The 17,319-nt window shown below is 45.9% G+C and carries 15 protein-coding genes and 1 other annotated feature; of the genes, 1 reads left to right on the top strand and 14 read right to left on the bottom strand.

The window, feature by feature from the left end:
- Positions 1-87: 87 nt before the first annotated feature.
- The 14 genes from deoD to KNO96_RS11535 all read right to left on the bottom strand — a co-directional run bounded on the left by deoD (position 88) and on the right by KNO96_RS11535 (position 15,382).
- Complete coding sequence (gene deoD / locus KNO96_RS11600; protein ID WP_214703909.1) at positions 88-801, bottom strand: purine-nucleoside phosphorylase; 714 nt, start codon at positions 799-801, stop codon at positions 88-90.
- A gap of 15 nt (positions 802-816) precedes the next feature.
- On the bottom strand, positions 817-1,527 hold the full coding sequence (locus KNO96_RS11595; RefSeq protein WP_214701104.1) for a response regulator transcription factor: 711 nt from the start codon (positions 1,525-1,527) through the stop codon (positions 817-819).
- The gene (locus KNO96_RS11590) at positions 1,524-3,275 is read right to left on the bottom strand and encodes a sensor histidine kinase (RefSeq protein WP_214703908.1); all 1,752 of its coding nucleotides are present in this window, start codon (positions 3,273-3,275) and stop codon (positions 1,524-1,526) included. Before KNO96_RS11590 ends, KNO96_RS11595 begins: the two co-directional genes overlap by 4 nt.
- Positions 3,276-3,375: 100 nt before the next feature.
- Complete coding sequence (locus KNO96_RS11585; RefSeq protein WP_214703900.1) at positions 3,376-4,593, bottom strand: M48 family metallopeptidase; 1,218 nt, start codon at positions 4,591-4,593, stop codon at positions 3,376-3,378.
- A 96-nt stretch (positions 4,594-4,689) separates the two neighbouring features.
- Positions 4,690-5,778, bottom strand: coding sequence for a PQQ-dependent sugar dehydrogenase (locus tag KNO96_RS11580; RefSeq protein WP_214703892.1), 1,089 nt, complete (start codon positions 5,776-5,778; stop codon positions 4,690-4,692).
- 37 nt (positions 5,779-5,815) lie between these two features.
- Positions 5,816-7,276: an MDR family MFS transporter gene (locus KNO96_RS11575; RefSeq protein WP_026826787.1), complete on the bottom strand. Its 1,461-nt coding sequence runs from the start codon at positions 7,274-7,276 to the stop codon at positions 5,816-5,818.
- Positions 7,277-7,339: 63 nt separating this feature from the next.
- A complete protein-coding gene (locus KNO96_RS11570) occupies positions 7,340-8,059 on the bottom strand; it encodes an ABC transporter ATP-binding protein (RefSeq protein WP_214703889.1) in 720 nt (239 codons plus the stop codon).
- Positions 8,056-8,847 carry a hypothetical protein gene (locus KNO96_RS11565; RefSeq protein ID WP_214703886.1) on the bottom strand — a complete coding sequence of 264 codons (792 nt, stop codon included), beginning with the start codon at positions 8,845-8,847 and terminating at the stop codon, positions 8,056-8,058. Before KNO96_RS11565 ends, KNO96_RS11570 begins: the two co-directional genes overlap by 4 nt.
- Before the next feature lie 3 nt (positions 8,848-8,850).
- Positions 8,851-9,408 carry a nitrous oxide reductase accessory protein NosL gene (locus KNO96_RS11560; RefSeq protein WP_214701097.1) on the bottom strand — a complete coding sequence of 186 codons (558 nt, stop codon included), beginning with the start codon at positions 9,406-9,408 and terminating at the stop codon, positions 8,851-8,853.
- Entirely contained in the window at positions 9,395-10,579 is a 1,185-nt protein-coding gene (locus KNO96_RS11555; RefSeq protein WP_214703883.1) for a NosD domain-containing protein, read from the bottom strand. The genes KNO96_RS11560 and KNO96_RS11555 overlap by 14 nt, the downstream gene beginning before the upstream one ends.
- Positions 10,580-10,725: 146 nt before the next feature.
- The gene (locus KNO96_RS11550; protein WP_214703882.1) at positions 10,726-12,018 is read right to left on the bottom strand and encodes an ABC transporter substrate-binding protein; all 1,293 of its coding nucleotides are present in this window, start codon (positions 12,016-12,018) and stop codon (positions 10,726-10,728) included.
- A gap of 164 nt (positions 12,019-12,182) precedes the next feature.
- Positions 12,183-13,163: an aspartate--ammonia ligase gene (asnA, locus tag KNO96_RS11545; RefSeq protein ID WP_214703881.1), complete on the bottom strand. Its 981-nt coding sequence runs from the start codon at positions 13,161-13,163 to the stop codon at positions 12,183-12,185.
- A 69-nt stretch (positions 13,164-13,232) separates the two neighbouring features.
- Positions 13,233-13,473: a binding site (T-box leader), on the bottom strand.
- A gap of 104 nt (positions 13,474-13,577) precedes the next feature.
- Entirely contained in the window at positions 13,578-14,480 is a 903-nt protein-coding gene (locus KNO96_RS11540; protein ID WP_084483616.1) for a carbohydrate ABC transporter permease, read from the bottom strand.
- Entirely contained in the window at positions 14,477-15,382 is a 906-nt protein-coding gene (locus tag KNO96_RS11535; RefSeq protein ID WP_026826795.1) for a carbohydrate ABC transporter permease, read from the bottom strand. The genes KNO96_RS11540 and KNO96_RS11535 overlap by 4 nt, the downstream gene beginning before the upstream one ends.
- Before the next feature lie 243 nt (positions 15,383-15,625).
- Between KNO96_RS11535 and KNO96_RS11530 the strand changes: the two genes are divergently transcribed.
- Complete coding sequence (locus KNO96_RS11530) at positions 15,626-17,311, top strand: formate--tetrahydrofolate ligase (protein ID WP_214703878.1); 1,686 nt, start codon at positions 15,626-15,628, stop codon at positions 17,309-17,311.
- The last annotated feature ends 8 nt before the right edge of the window (positions 17,312-17,319 follow it).

Here is a 17,319-nt window from a genome sequence, read left to right as displayed (position 1 = left end):
GTCTAGCTGGAGCTCCGTACGTTTCATAGGGATGAGTGGGTTTGGACACAAAAAATCCCTACAGCCATTGGCTATAGGGAAAATCGCTTAGTTTGTCACTTCGACGGCTGTGTCGAGAGCGACACGAATCATTTCATCAAACGTCGACTGACGCTCTTCTGATGTCGTCTCTTCACCCGTCAACAAGTGGTCAGAGATCGTGAGGATCGTCAACGCGTTCACTTTGTATTTCGCTGCAAGTGTGTAAAGACCTGCTGCCTCCATTTCGATGGCGAGGCAACCGAAGTCTGCCCATTTCTTGAAGTGATGGAAATCGTCTTGGTAGAATTGGTCAGCTGTGAAGATTTGTCCGACTTTGACCGGGATGCCCGCCTTCTCTGCATTCATATACGCGCGATGTAGGAGGTCGAACGTCGCTGTCGGCGCATAGTCCATTCCGTTGAAGCGGACACGGTTTTGACCCATCTCACTTGATGCGCTCATCGCAATGACAACATCACGCACTTTAACGTCTTCTTGAATTCCGCCCGCTGTTCCGACACGAATCAAGTTTTTAGCACCGTACGACATGATGAGTTCGTTCACGTAAATCGACATCGAAGGCACACCCATCCCTGTACCTTGAACCGAGATACGCTTCCCTTTGTATGTTCCCGTAAAACCGTACATGCCACGAACTTCGTTATATAATTCGACGTCTTCTAAAAACGTTTCCGCGATATACTTGGCGCGAAGCGGATCCCCTGGAAGTAGTACCGTTTCTGCAATTTGTCCTTCTTGAGCTCCAATGTGTACACTCATGTTTGAATTCCTCCTTTAAGCTTGTCGTTGAACCTGTTCCCGAAATTCGTTCGGAGTAACACCGACTTGTTTTTTAAAGACCTTCCGGAAATACTTATCATCCGAAAAACCGACTGCTTGGGCGACTTCATAAATACGTTGTCTACTCGATTCTAACAGGCGCTTCGCTTCGTTCATCCGAATCGTCAACACATATTCAGACAAGTTCACGCCATATTGCTGTTTAAAACGTCTCGAGATATACTCTCGACTTAAGTAAAATCGTTCACTCATACCTTGTAAACTCAGTTCTTCCGAAAAATGCTGTTCAATGAACGTTCCGATTTGGGCAATCGGGTCTTCACTCGATTCAGTCACCACGTCCGCTAACGCGCGTGCCAACGTATCATTCAATACGTCAGGGTCAATCGGTTTCAACAAATAGTCAAAGCTACCATATTGGATGGCCCGTCGCATGTATGAATATTCATCGTATCCTGTCAACACGACAAGCTTAGAAAATGAAGCGTGGTCGTGTACCCACTCCATCAGCTCGATGCCGTCACAATGAGGCATTTGAATATCCGATAAAATAAGGGCAGGACGCTCTTGCTCGATGAGCGTCTGTGCTTCACGCCCGTCCGTTGCCTCGAGTACTTTCGTCACACCAAATCGTTCCCATTCACCGAGTAATTTCACCGCTTCCCTTACCGGAGATTCATCATCTACAATCAACACTTTCGTCATAACGCCACCCCCTCAGAAGAAGCGGGGAAACGCATCATAATTCGAAAACCGCCTGTTTCAGGTGTAGCCAACATAAATTCTGCCTCCCGATTATAGTTTAACATGAGTCGATCGCGAATGTTTCGTAATCCTGTGCCTTCTGTGTCATAAAATGTCGAATCATCTTGTTCGATTCGTGACATGACCCGTTCCCATTCCTCGGTCGTCAACGAACGTCCACTGTTCTCACAGCGAATCACGAGTGTCGCGCCTTCCACCCAAATCATCACGTCAAATCGATTCGCTAAAGCAGACCCGTCCCGCTCGAACCCATGTTTGAAAAAGTTCTCCGCCAATGGCTGTAAAATCATTTTAGGGACAATGAGTTCATGTAGTTCTTCTGAGACGTCGACTGTCACTTGAAACTGATTCGGAAAGCGTACGTCTTGCAGTCGAATGTATGAGTTCAAATGCTCGATTTCTCTCTTTAGAGAAACCATCGATTCCTCTGGATGCATCGTATATCGCATCATCGAAGAGAGTTGTGTGATCAATCGATAGACGGTCTTGCCATCCCCTTTTAAAGCTAACGTTCCGATGGACTGTAACGCATTGAATAAGAAATGCGGATTGGTTTGCGCCTGTAAGGCACGTAGTTCATTCGTTCGATTCTCTAGGGCAAGCTTATACTCCCGTTGAATCAAATCATCGATTCGTTCAATCATCCGTTTGAACTGTCTACCGAGGACACCGAATTCATCATTTCCGAGGGAATCGAACGATACGGTCATATCCCCCTGCTCAATTCGCCAAATGTTCGAGGTCAACGTCTTGATTGGAGTCGTCAGTTTCATCGAGGCATATGTCGCTCCAATCAAAGCCAAGATGAGCGAGATGATTCCGACAAGTAAGATAATGAATGACGTTCGTGAAGCTGGTTCCGTCAACAGCTGATCCGGAATCGATTTGCCTACGTAGAATTGCTGATGGTCGAACTCAAACGTTTTTGTGATTTGGTGATGTTTCCCATCGTTCGACACCGATGTCGGTTGAAACGAAGATGGAATCTCTCCATCTCCAAGATGGGCAAACACGCGACTGTCCTCACCGACGAACCATAAACTTTCGTCCGGACTGTTTTGAAGAGAAGCCAACTGTCCGATAAACGAGTCTTCTGGGATATCAAGCGACAGAATGGCGAGTGGCTCATCCGTCTCAATTTTATCGAGTCTGAAATGGAGGGTGACGACGTCTTCTTGTGTTATGATTGGTCCAAAGTCATGATAGGGAATCAGCGGATGTGAAGCTTCCAGCAATACACGACTTTTCGAATTGTCCAATAGCTGTTGTTGGACAGCGCTCGGTTCTTTTTTCGAACGTGGCGATACCTTCATTTTATAGGCTGCAAATGAGTCCATGTCTTCAAGCATTAACAACTGAATTTGGGCCACATCTTCCCGCGAAAGATACATCGCAAGAAGTGCCCGCCTCACTTCAATCTCTGTTTGCCTGAGTGATAGACCTGGTCCATATTCCAATATGTCTAATACATCACGATCTGCATATAAACTTGTCGGCAGCCGACTCAAGTCAGAGATGTATCGTTCCATCTGACGCGTCCCCCGCTCAAGCGACCATTCGGTCATCTCGAGACCACGTTCACGCTCTCGGTCCTCTACATACCAAAATGAAATGATGGTCGCCACGATGACCGGTACGATGATGGTCAACGCAATCATTCCCGTTAACTTTGTACGAATACTACTCACCGATATCCCTCCTACCTCATCAGTATATCACGCGCTATGCAAACGTTTGCAATAATCATAAAAAAAGACCCTTGTCTCTTTCGAAACAAGGATCAATTCTTTATTGATGCGATTCCATCAATTCAATGATTCGAGGACCATGTCCCCAGTCTCTTGCCACGTCAATCGGTTTCATGCCGTCTTCGTTTTCAATCGTGACATCTGCACCATTTTCAAGCAAAAGTCGGACCGTTTCTGGATCAACGTCATCGTTGTAGAACAGGTTATGGAGCGGCGTGTCTCCATATTCGTCTTGGATGTTCACGTCAGCCCCGTTCGCGAGTTCAGCTTCAATATCCTCATAACTGGCATTGGCATACGTCAATTCTTGAATTGGTTCTTCCTGTTCCGTCGCCCAGTCATTTTCAATATCCTCACTCATAGCCGATGCGACAATGTCAGATAAATCATCATTCATGACGAGGAACGCAATGATTGCCCCATTTCCGATGACAGTTAAGAGAATCGCTGTAATGATAGACGCCTTCACATATCCCGCCGTCTTGAACATCGGTACGTTTTCTTCACCGGCATGTGTCGCAATCGCTGCGATGCGTTTCGGTAACGTTGGATGTGTCGACAACAATTCACTATACTTCGCAATGAACCCATTTTCTCGACTTGCTTCGTATAGATAGTCAAACTCATTCACTTCTTTAGCGAGCGGTCCCCCGATTGCGAGTACTGTCAACGCTCGTTTCGCCGCTCCAAAATCTTGAAGATAATGAGCTGCCATCCGGTCACACGTGTATTCACATGCGCGTGAGTATGCCGAACCTAAGAACGGAATGATACTACCGAGTAAGACCACCCATTGTTTTTGGACATGGTTTCGGCGAATGTGTGCCAACTCGTGCGCGATGACGAATTCGACTTCTTTCGTCTGTCCGGTACGTGTCAATTCCACGACGTCAGAATATAAAATGACCATATTCTTTTGGAAGAATCGTGTGGCGAAAGCATTTAACACGCCACCGGCCTGTAAGATATACACATCTGGCAACAAACGAATACCCATCTCAGCCCCGACGCGTTGAACCAGTTCATGAAGTTCTGTGAACTGCCGTGCCGTCACCTTGACACCGTTCGTCCGAATATACCCGATCTGAACCCAGTGCGTAAAGAGCGAAAGTACTACGATTGTCCCGATGATCCACAAGAAAAGACCGAATGATGCAATCGTCAGTACGATTCCTAAAATCAAGACGAGTACGCTTGCTGCGACTAATAATGAGAAGTATAAGTTTTCTCGTTTATGTACCAAGTTTGAATGTTTCATCTAATTTCTCCTTCTTTTCCCAAAATACATGTTTAATTATACCTTTCATTCCAGAAGAGACAATGAAAAAATAGAAACTAACGGATTCGTCAGTTTCTATCGAATGGTCACTTGATAAAGTTTGTCGTCTTGCGATTGTGGATTGCCGCGTCCGTCCGTATTGTTCGAAATAAAATACAACGTATCGTCGTCTAACCACACATCGCGAATCCGCCCTACCCCTTCGACAATCGTCGTCACTTGTTTCGTCTCTCGATCGATGGCGACGAGACGCTCGTTCCGAAGTGTCGCCATATATACATATCGTTCATCTGTCGCAATACCAGATGGCGCCCAAGACGTCTCACCGACTTCAAACCATGGCGTGACAAGACCTTCTTGTTGCTCGTTTCCTTCAATGATGGGCCAGCCATAATTGTTCCCTTCTTCAATCACGTTGACCTCGTCATGTCCACTCGCTCCATGCTCGCTCGCATAGAGAACGTCGTCAATCCGACTCAGCCCTTGTGGATTACGATGACCAAGCGAATAGATCCAGTCGGTCGGTTCGCCTTCACCCGATAATGGAATTCGTAAAATCTTCCCTGCCAAAGATGACTCGTCTTGAGCAAGTTCTGGCACGAGCGCATCGCCCGTCGTCACCCAAAGATACTCACCATTGATTAGCAGACGCCCTCCATTGTGGAAGCGTGCCCCTGGAATCTCGTCAAGCACGACGTCTGTCTCTTCGAAACGTTCCCCGTCCCACGTCAATTCCACTACACGATTCTGCACGTCTCTTCCTGACGAGCCGTATGTGTGATACGCGTAAAGGATTCCGCTCGATTCAAAATCGTCACTTAACGCGATGCCAAGGAGTCCCCCTTCACCAATCTCAAATACGTCTTCCTTCAAGTTCACTGCAGATTGCGTCGCGCGACCCGAATCATCGATCACGGTGATCGTTCCGCCACGTTCCGATACGAACCATCCGTCCGGTGTACGAGCGATTGACCAAGGGATGTCCAAGTTTTCAACGATTGGTGTCACTTCTCCAATGTTAAGGTCCGACTCTTCAGCGATGCTCGATTCATCCGTAGTCTCTACTGATTCTTCTGTAGGCGGTTGTTCCGAGCCCTCATTTGTCGATTCTGGCGTACATCCTATAAGAAATAATAGTGTCACAACCCCGATTTGACGTTTCATGTCGGTTCGCCTCCCTTTCCTTCATCATACCCTTGTTTTAAGAATGTTGTGAAGGTTCAGGTCGGTGCGTTGGTAATCGGGACGCAATGATAAACGCGATGATTGCGGCGACCATCGCCCCGATAAATATACTGTTCAATCCGGTCGCGATGATTTGTTCACCTTGCAGACGGACAGATGCGCTTAGCGTCTCCGTCACACGTTGATTAAAGAAATCTTCCAAAGACACTTTGGATAACGAGCTGCTTTCTTTAAAGTCGTTAAGAACGACAAAATTGAAAACCGCCCCAAACACAGCGACACCGAGCGTTTGACCGACTGTACTTAAAAATGAATTGGTCGCAGTCGCCGTTCCGCGTTGTTGATACGAGACGACGGTTTGCAGGACGACGATAAACATCGGCTGGGACAATCCAAATCCGACACCAATCAACGCCACTGCACTATATACCCACACGTCCGAACTAGACTGTGACAATAGCGTTAACGTGAGTGTCCCGATGACGAGTAACCCCATTCCAATCATGGCACGCCGTCTCGGAGAAGCCACACCGAGTGTCCGTCCACCGATAATCGACGTGAATGTCCACGCAACAGATAATGGCATCAGCATAAATCCGGCCTCTGTCGCCGTCTTGCCCAAAACAGCTTGTGCCCAGATTGGAATATAGGCTGACATGGAGACGAGTACCCAGGCTGCAAAGAAGACCGAACCGTTGATTGCGGCAATCGTTGGCTGCTTTAACAAGTCAAGCGGCAACAAGGGAGATTTTGCTTTTCGTTCCGATAAGAAGAAACTACCTAACAAAACGATACTTAACATTCCACTTCCGACGATCGTCGTCGTCCATTCATTCGTTTCACTGAACGTGATGAGGGCATATAAAAATGCGGTTGTTCCACTAGCAAACAAAAGGGCCCCTTTCAAATCGATTCGTTCACTCGTCTCGGTGACGTTCTCTTTATAAAAGATGATAATCATGATGAATGAGAGTAAGGCAAACGGCACGTTCAATAAGAATACGTAACGCCACGATAACGTTTCAACTAAAAATCCGCCGATAACGGGACCGAGTACACCCGATACCCCCCAAACCGCGCTTAAAATCCCTTGAATCTTTCCACGCTCTTCATATTTATATAAATCACCGATAATCGTCATCGAAATCGGGAGTACCGCACCAGCCCCCAAACCTTGCAGTGCTCGAAAGACGATCAATTGTTCCATCGATGTCGCCAGTCCACACAATAATGAGGATAGTGTAAATAATCCGATTCCAAACAACAAGACACGTTTACGCCCGAACAAATCTGCTACTTTCCCATAAATCGGTGTCGATACCGCTGTAAATAGTAAAAAGGCGGCAAACACCCAACTGACGAGCGTCGCTCCGTTCAATTCGCTAGCGATAACCGGTGTCGCAACTGATACGACCGTTCCTTCAATTGCCGCTAAAAAGGTTGCCAACAAAAGAGCAACCGTCACATTTTTTCTCATCCATTCCATCTCCCCAAAAAAATAGTGGCGTCGGAAGGTTCCGAGCACCACTTCAACTGTCTATTATTTTGTGCGAGCCACGTCTATTTGACAAGTGTCATCTTTCGATTCGAAAAAGAATTCTCTCAGTCGTTCGTATGCGGCCTGTTCTTCTTGAACATATACCTTCCCACAAACAGAACCTGCTCGCATCATCCAGACTTCGTCTGACAACATAGCAGCAACGTCCAACTGATGCGTTGAAAACACGATGGTCGCCCCTCGCTCGGCTTCCTGTCGTAATATGTCTCCGAGTGTATGCATCCAAATGGGGTCTAGGCCATTCGTCGGCTCATCTAGTAAAAGAATATCCGGTTCGCTCACAAGTGCTTGAGACAGCAGGAGCCGTTGGCGCATCCCTTTCGAGAGTTCGGCGACGCGCTTTTGCTTATGTTCATACAATCCGACCCGCTCAAGAATTTTAGGAATCGGGCGTGCCCCTTGTAAAAAAGAATAATAGGCAAACGTCTCTTCAACTGTCCATGCGCCGTCAAATGAGAAATCGTCCGGCATGTATCCAAAGTTTTGATTATATTTCGTCCGTTGTTTGATTGTATAGCCGTTCAATTGAATGACCCCGGTGCTCGGTTCAATCGTACCGTTCATTAGATTCAAAAGCGTCGATTTCCCAGCTCCGTTGCTCCCGCATAATGCAACAATTCGCCCCGGATTAATTTCTTCACGAGTAGGATGGAGCGACCATGTATTACCATACTTTTTGCCTACGTCTACACAGTTAATCATGACGTTTTCCTCCAAACCAATATCGAAGCAAGCCATAGTAAGAAGCCACTCATCGTAAGTAAGGTCGCCCAAACCACTGCATACCCAATCGGTCGATTCATCCAACTCAATAGATCAAGATAGACATCTCCAAAAACGTCTGATGATGACGCCGCTGTACTGGCCCAAATTCGCATCAAATCAAATCCATTCATAAACAACATAACGATCATCCCGTTCACTTGCATGCCGTAAGGGAGCCAGGAAATGATTGTCACGAGAATTGTCGGCCAAAGTAATATGAAGAGGACCCACGTTAAAAAAGCAAGCAATATCGCCCGAATCCGCGTACGTCCCACTAACCCAAGTAACGTACCGAGCGCTGTAGCATAAATCGTCAATCCAATCGCATAGGAAAGCAGAATCATCCATGTCTGAATCGACTGCCCGACCACGAGCGAAGCAATGAGGAATGCCAATAATAGAATGAGTACTTGCGTGACCAAAAAAGTGCTGACCCGAACGAAAATCAGCTTCCACTTCGGATAGGTGAACGTTGACAGCAAGTTCAGTCGCTTCGACTCCCGCTCTTGCCCCCAATGGAGTGCCGTCGTCAATAAAATAAAAAGAGGGAGCAACAAACCGAGCACCGTGATGAGCGTTGCGCTTATATTCGTATAGTTCGCAGCAACCGGTAATGCTTGTCCAAGCCCCCCTAGTAGAACGAGCGTGAGAACCCATGTGAATAAGAAAACGTAATTTTCTCGTTGCCGTAGGGTGCGTGCCCATTCCATTCTCCATAACGACATCGTTTACTGCCCTTCTTCTTCCATTTCCATGTCCATTTCCGTATCCCCATCATGATTATGGTCCATCGAACCTTCGCCGTCCATCATCATCTTCATCTCGCCGCGTTCCCACGTATGATCTTTTAATTGATCAAAGTCCATCATTTCGCCGCCATTCTCTTCCATATAGGCTTCAGCGTCTGCCTCTTTTGCGAACGAGAGAATATTATAAGCCATCGGTGTTTTTGACTCTTTGTCGTAAACAAACATCGCTTCGTCTAATTCGACCCAATCTTTCGTATTGAAGTCCTTCACATACATTGCAGCGATGTCTTCTTCTTTTTGTTCAGGATACCAATCTCGCATGAGACAACCGATGTCATCAAATGCATATCCTTTTTCATTTTCCATGATTGCTTCCGCTGCAAACTGCTCATCCATAATTTTCATTTTACATACTTCACATTCGGTTTCGCCCCATTTGATATCAAACGGTTCTGCCGATGCACTTGAACATGCACCGAGTGCTAAAGATAGCCCAGCTACTGATAATAATCCTGCTACTTGTTTATACGATTTCATGTCTTTTCCTCCCAATTATCCAAATCATGATGAATAAAATGATACTCCCTAAGCTCCAAATCGAGCCGTTCCATTGCCACGTCACGGAGTAGGTTTGTGGCGTAATATCTGTCAAAGATAAGTCTTCCGGGCTTCTCAGTATGTTTTCTAGTAGAAGAAGACCCGGTGACCCGTACAATAATTCAAATGCCTCATATGAATCCGTTAATAAAAATAAATACGGATCGGTACGAAATGGAATCTCACTATAACCGTCACGGTCTAGGTCAAGTGTCGTACCACCCCAAACATTACCTTGCACAATATTTTCATATGACTCGACCATTGTCACCGATTCACGATTCCCTAGTAGATTATTTTGAAGAATCATCATCCCTGTTGCTTGTTTCAATTGAAATCCAATATCGTTTCCATTGATCGCATTCCGTTCAAGAATCGTTCCTTCTGACTGCTCCGCATATAAACCGATATGATTTCCGTAAATATTCGTCATCTCAATTGTTGTGTCGACGGCCTCATATAACATCAATCCCGTCGCCGTTCCGCCGAATTGGTCGTGCACATTCCCATTTTTGAAAACGACCCGATTCGTTCCCATAATCATCGCACCTGTCAAGTTATGATGTAGTTCCGGTACCGAAATCACAAGGTCGGTCGGAAACATCAAATGAATGCCATATCGAGAATGGGAAATAACCGGTCGAACAATCGTGTGCTGGGACCCGTTTTCTATGTAAATCCCATCTCGCACACCTTTGACAACGACTCCTTTTAATTCTGCCGCTTCGCTATTTAGAAGTGCGACTCCATCCGCCTGGCCGTTCCCATATACAGCAGTTCGTATGACACGAACACCGTAACTATCTTCAATCAACAGACCGGTACCTGAAGACTCAATCGACACATCGAGTAGCTGATGTCCAAGACCAGATACGTGAATCGCCGGTGCCTCATCACCCTCGCACTGCTGAATCGACACACGTTCAAGCACTGCACCCGTTCCTTTTATAATAAAAGCGGGATGACCACAACTCGTATACGTTTTTCCAGCCCCATCAAAACTGTTATTCGATTCGATAACAATCGGTTCAGTCACCGGAATCGATGCTCCTTCCGCATTCGCATGCGGCATCCAACACATAAATAGGATGAATATCAGTAACCGTTTCATGCCCCCTCCTTCTCATAAGCGCTTACAACATCCATTCTACTGAAACCCCCATAGGTATGTGTGTGGTTTGTATGGGGTTCCTGTGACAGTTTCTTCATAAAAAAAACACAAACGGTGAAGGGGTCGTTTCACCGTCTGTGTATTCTTTATTTCACTTTGTCTTGCCAAACTTTAGTGAAGTCTTGAAGCATTTCTTCACCTGTTTTTTGTTCACCAACATACGCCTGCATGAGTGCACCATATTCATTCACGGCACCATCCGGATACTTGAACCAGTTCCAAGAGATTGTCTTCCCTTCATTTGAATAGGCTAAGATATCATCTGCAAGTGGTCCGAGATCATTCGCTTCAACCGACTTGAAGGCCGGGATAAATTTGAACTTGTTGACCATGTAGTCTTTACCTGTATCAGACGTCGCCATCCACTCTAAGAAATCTTTTGCTTCTTCTTTATACTTCGAGTTTTTGTTGACGACCCAGTTGTTCGGGACACCGACCGGGAGTCGGTCCATCTTCTCAGCATCGTCGTTGATCGGGATTGGAACGAAGCCCATCTCTATATCCGGATTGACATCAAAGATCATCTGTTGTGCCCAGTTTCCTTGTTGGAGCATCGCTGTCTCTCCTTGAGCGAACTGTGTGACTTGAGTGTTATAGTCTGTCGTCAGTGGATTTTTATTCCCGTATTTAATCGTCAAATCAAACAGCTTCAAGAATTCCTGGAACTGTTCGTTGTCTTCAAACTTCGCTTTATTTTCGTTAAGCGCTTGAATGAACGCATCTGGATCATCTTGCTGAGCCATCGGGATATTTAATAAGTGAATTCCTAAAATCCAAAACTCTGCATAACCGACAGAGAATGGTGTAACGCCAGCCTTATCTAATTTTTCAGCTGCAGTAGTCAATTCAGAAAGCGTTTTTGGCAACTCATCGATGCCTGCTTTTTCAAACAGTTCTTTATTATAAATAAAACCGTACCCTTCAAGATTCATCGGCATACCATACAGTTTACCGTCCATCGTCATCGGTTCTTTGGCGACTTCGGTCAAGTCTCCTACCCATTTCTCACTCGATAAGTCCTCGAGTTTGTCTTTCCATGTTTGTGCTTCCGTGAATCCACCGTTGTTGAAAATGTCTGGTTCGTTTCCTGAAGCAAATTGTGATTTTAAGGCCGCACCATAGTCCGCACCGCCACCGACCGTTTGAACGGTCACTTTGACACCCGTTTCTTCTTCATACTCTTTTGCCATCGCTTCAAGATCTTTGGCGATCTCTGCTTTGAATTGGAAGACGTTCAACGTGACTTCTTTTTTATCACCGCTGTCCGCATTTCCTTCAGAAGACCCTTCGTCCGTCAGTGATCCTCCACCACATGCCGCGAGTGATAAAACCATTCCGGCTGTCATAACCGCTGTCGATAATTTCCACTTCCGCTTCATCTCATTTCCTCCCTTAATCTCATCCATTCTTTACAAAACCAACTTTAAATGAAAACGCTTCCAATATGTAGGTGTCAAAATTGACGGATAGGGTGGAAAATGTTGCACAGAAAAACAAGACCCGTTTTAACGAGTCCTGTTCCCTGTTTCTAATTATTTTTATATTACAACAAGCTGATACCAGCATCTTTGCACGACTGAATCACTTCTTTTGGCCAGACCGATGTTTGGACTTCACCGATATGACGTGCACGTAAGAGATACATCGCTACACGGGATTGACCGATGCCTCCACCAATCGTGAGCGGAAGTGTTCCTTCGAGCACACCTTGATGGAATGGATAAGCACGTTTTTCTTCGGCCCCGGCTTTTTGAAGTTGTGCTTCAAGAGTCACCTCGTCTACACGAATCCCCATCGACGATAATTCAAATGCCGACTCAAGTTCAGGGTGCCAAACGAGAATGTCACCGTTGAGCGACCAGTCATCATAGTCCGCCGCACGTCCATCATGTTTCATACCTGAAGCGAGTTTGTCTCCAATTTGCGAGATGAAGACCGCGCCGTACTCTTTACAAATTGCACTCTCACGCTCTTTCGGAGTCATCGTCGGATACGCATCCTCTAGCTCTTGGCTCGTGATGAAATGAATGGCATCTGGAAGAATCGCTTCAATACCATACGTTCTTTCCACTTCCGACTCTGTTTCACGGAGTGCCACATAAATCGACTCGACCGTTGCTTTTAAATACTCCATCGTCCGTTCTTCTCGAGCAATGACTCGCTCCCAGTCCCACTGATCGACAAAGAGAGAATGCGTCGCATCGAGCTCTTCATCACGACGAATTGCTCGCATTTGAGTATACAATCCTTCTCCGACACCAAATCCATAACGTCCGAGTGCCTCTCGTTTCCATTTCGCAAGCGATTGAACGATTTCAAGTTCATGGCCTGGATACATCGTATCAAACTGAATGATGCGCTCCACACCGTTCAGATGATCGTTGACACCACTTGCTGATTCGACGAATAACGGCGCCTGTACTTGTGTGAGTCCGAGTTCACGCGAGACTTTCTCCTCGAAGAGTGCCTTGACTGCTCCGATTGTCTGCTGTCTTTCCTTCATCGTGCTTGTTGCTGTTGTCATTTTCCGTTTCCTCCAATTGTGGAATATTTGGGAGTGAAGCCATGAAAAAAAGCCCTCCAATCCCATCGAACATGGGACGGAAGACTTCGGTTCCGCGGTGCCACCCAAATTAGTAGACGAATCTACTCACTTTTTCGAGACAAACATCTCGTAGCTCCGATAACGGGGAGCGGTCCGGCTACGTCTACTGGCAAAGCGTTCGGGTAGCGACTCCAGGAAGTTTTTCGACGAAGGGTTAAGACCGGGCTCTCACCTCCCCCGGATCGCTTGACTCACTACCTTCATGTACTCGTCCTTTCGACGTCGTTCACAATTGAATTGAATTCATTATTATAAATATTCTGAATAATGTCAACGGTTTTTCAAAAAAAAAATAATCCTCCGTGTAGCGAACGGAGGATTCCCTTAGGAGGGTTATTTAATCGAACCACTCGTGATTCCTTTGATGATATGCTTTTGCATACCGAAGAAGAAGACCAAAAGGGGAACGATTCCTAACACTAAACCAGCTAACGCAAGATCCCACTGTTTTGTATATTGTCCAAAGAAATAGAACGTCGCGAGCGGGATGGTCCGTAATTCCACATCACGAAGAACGAGAGACGGCAATAGGAAGTCGTTCCAAATCCAGAGACTGTTCAAGATGACGATTGTCACCGTGATTGGCTTTAGTAGCGGAAAAACTATTCGCCAAAATACACCCCATGTCGAACATCCGTCAATGATGGCCGCTTCTTCAATTTCTTCAGGAATGGACTTCATGAACCCATGGTAGAGAAACACGGAGATTCCAGAACCGAACCCAAGATACATGACCATCAGTCCCCAATGACTGTTCAACAACCCAAGGACGCTCGATACCTTTACAAGCGGAATCATAATAGATTGAAACGGAATGACCATAGCTGCCACGAATAAGAAAAAAATCATCGTGGAGACCCAATGTTTCGTACGAACGAGTTTCCATGCTGCCATCGACGTAAAGATGACGATGATTGCATTTGCACCAAACGTGATGAGAAGTGAGTTTAGAAACACGCGTCCATAATTCATCGCTTCCCATGCTTCCGTATAGTTCGACGTCAACCATTCGTTCGGTAAGGCGGAAGTATTCGTAAAGATTTCGGCCATCGATTTGAACGAGTTGGCGACAACGTAATAGAATGGAACCAAATAAAGAAGTCCGAGCAGAATAGCGACGAGTTCAATGACTCCGAGATTCCAAGAATACGCTCCCGGGCGGAGAGGCCGCTTCGGGACGAGCTTTGGTGTTTCATCCAATTTTTTCTCGATTCGTTCCAATTTTTCCGTCGTCATGCTTCCACCTCCCGTTTTTTCGTCACATACACTTGCGTCACCGTAATCGCAGCCACGACCAAGAAGAAGATGACCGCTTTAGCTGAGCCAAGACCATAATTGTTATTGACGAAGGATTCTGTGTAAATGTTTAAAGCCAACATCTCGGTCGATTTGAACGGTCCTCCATTTGTCAGCGACAAGTTCGTATCAAACACTTTGAACGACCATGAAATCGTTAAGAATAAACAGATCGTGATGGATGGCATAATCATCGGCAAGGTAATGTGACGAAGCATCTTGAAACGGTTCGCTCCATCAATTCGAGCCGCCTCCATCAAATCGGTCGGTACATTCTGTAATGCTGCGATATAGATGACCATGACGTAGCCGCCACCTTGCCAGATTGCGACGATCACGATTCCCCAAAATGCCGTTTGCGCATCTCCGAGCCACGGTAGTTCAAATAGACTCCATCCCGTCAACGCCCCAATCGAGGCAAATCCTTTCACGTAAATGAACTGCCAAATGAATCCGAGAATCAATCCACCAATCAAGTTCGGCATGAAGAAAATTGTACGTAAGAAATTTCGTGTTTTAATATTCATCGTCAACAATAGTGCTAAAGAAAATCCGACGATATTCGTCAATAAGACAGATACAATCGTATATTTTGTTGTTATCCAAAAAGAAGCTCGGAATTGCTCATCTTCCAAAAATAATCGTTGATAGTTATCGAATCCGATAAAATTCAACTCGCCTGTCACACCGTTCCAATCCGTGAAACTATAGTAGATTCCATTGAAGAACGGGATCAGTACAATGGCGACAAAAGCCAAAAAAGCGGGTCCGACAAATGCTATAAAACTCGCAGGCTTCTTCCAATTTCGTCTTCGTTTCGTCCGTTTTGCAGTCTCAGTCATGTGTATCGCCTCCACTATCAATGTATCGTGAAGAGCTCTTTATGAAAACGGATACATTTGACAGAAAGGGTGGAAAATATTGAACGGAATGAATGAAATTCAAGGAATGATGAGTTATGATAAAATCAATGACAATACGAACGGATTGTACTCCAAACTATCTGTTCTGTTTTTTATGACGTTAATCACGAATATTATTCAATATATTAAAACACATCGTTCGATAAACGGAGGTACTTTCACATGACAACAACGAAACCATTATCCGACTTAACCATCGCCCAACAAGCTAAAACATTGCCGATCAAAGAAGTTGCAGCAAAAATCGGACTACAAGAAGACGACCTTGATCTTTATGGAAAATATAAAGCCAAACTTTCTTATGATGTCCTCGAACGTGTGAAGACACGAAAAGACGGAAAACTTGTACTCGTTACTGCAATCAATCCAACGCCAGCCGGAGAAGGAAAATCAACGGTCACGGTCGGTCTCGGTCAAGCCTTGAATCAGTTGGACAAACAAGCAATCGTTTGTCTTCGCGAACCTTCACTCGGACCAACAATGGGCTTAAAGGGCGGCGCAGCCGGTGGTGGCTTCAGTCAAGTTCTCCCGATGGAGGACATCAACCTCCATTTCACAGGAGACATGCATGCGATTACGTCGGCACACAACACAATTAGTGCCATGATCGACAATCATCTTCATCAGGGAAATGATCTCGGGATCGACGTTCGCCGAATCGTATGGAAACGCGTTCTCGACTTGAACGACCGTGCGCTACGTCATGTCACCGTCGGACTTGGGGGTACCGCTCATGGAGTACCGCGTGAGGACGGATTTGATATTACTGTCGCTTCTGAAATTATGGCCATCCTTTGTCTCGCCGATTCTTTGAATGACCTTGAAGAACGAATCAAGCGAATCGTCGTCGCTTATGACCATCAACAAGAACCAATCACCGCCGAACAAATTGGTGCGGCAGGCGCGGCAACATTACTTTTAAAAGAGGCATTTAAACCAAACCTTGTCCAAACACTTGAACAAACCCCGGCTCTCGTCCACGGTGGACCGTTTGCGAACATTGCGCACGGATGTAACTCATTAATCGCAACAAAGACAGCTTTGAAGCTTGGTGAATATGTCGTGACGGAAGCCGGTTTCGGTGCAGACCTCGGAGCTGAAAAATTCTGTCACATCAAATCTCGAGTTGGAGAATTAAATCCCGATGCGGTCGTTCTCGTTGCGACCGTACGTGCTCTAAAAATGCATGGAGGTGTATCTAAGGATCAGCTTCATATCGAAAATGTCGGTGCAGTCGGTCAAGGAATGAAGTTACTCGCCAAACATATCGACACGATGAAAAAGCTCGGACTTCCGACTGTTGTCGCTTTAAATCGTTTCAATTCAGATACAGAAGATGAGCTCGCTGCCGTTCTTGATTGGTGTACTGCACATGATATCCGCGCTTCATTGAGTGAGGTATGGGCGGATGGTGGACTTGGTGGTCACCAGTTGGCCGAAGCCGTCATTGATGCGGTGGAATCAAAGGAAAGCAAGCTATCTCCACTTTATGAATTAACTGACTCGATTGAACACAAAATCAAGACGATTGCCCGGGAAGTATATGGTGCCGCGGATGTCACGTTCACACCAAAAGCACAAAAACAGATTCAAGCCATCGAAACAAATGGGTGGGCCGACCTCCCAATATGTATGGCGAAGACACCGTTCTCCCTCTCTGACGACCCTTCAAAATTCGGTTATCAACAAGGATTCACGATCACCGTTCGCGAATTGAAACCATCAGTGGGAGCAGGATTCCTCGTCGCCTTGACAGGAAACGTGCTGACGATGCCAGGCTTGCCAAAACATCCGGCAGCTCTCAATATGGGAATTGATGAATCCGGAAAAGCAATCGGACTTTTCTAATAGGGGGA

The sequence above is a fragment of the Exiguobacterium sp. s89 genome, from assembly GCF_018617735.1.
GTDB lineage: Bacteria > Bacillota > Bacilli > Exiguobacteriales > Exiguobacteriaceae > Exiguobacterium > Exiguobacterium marinum.
The sequence above is the reverse complement of the archived record's forward strand: the minus strand, read 5'-3'. Positions and strand labels throughout refer to the sequence as shown.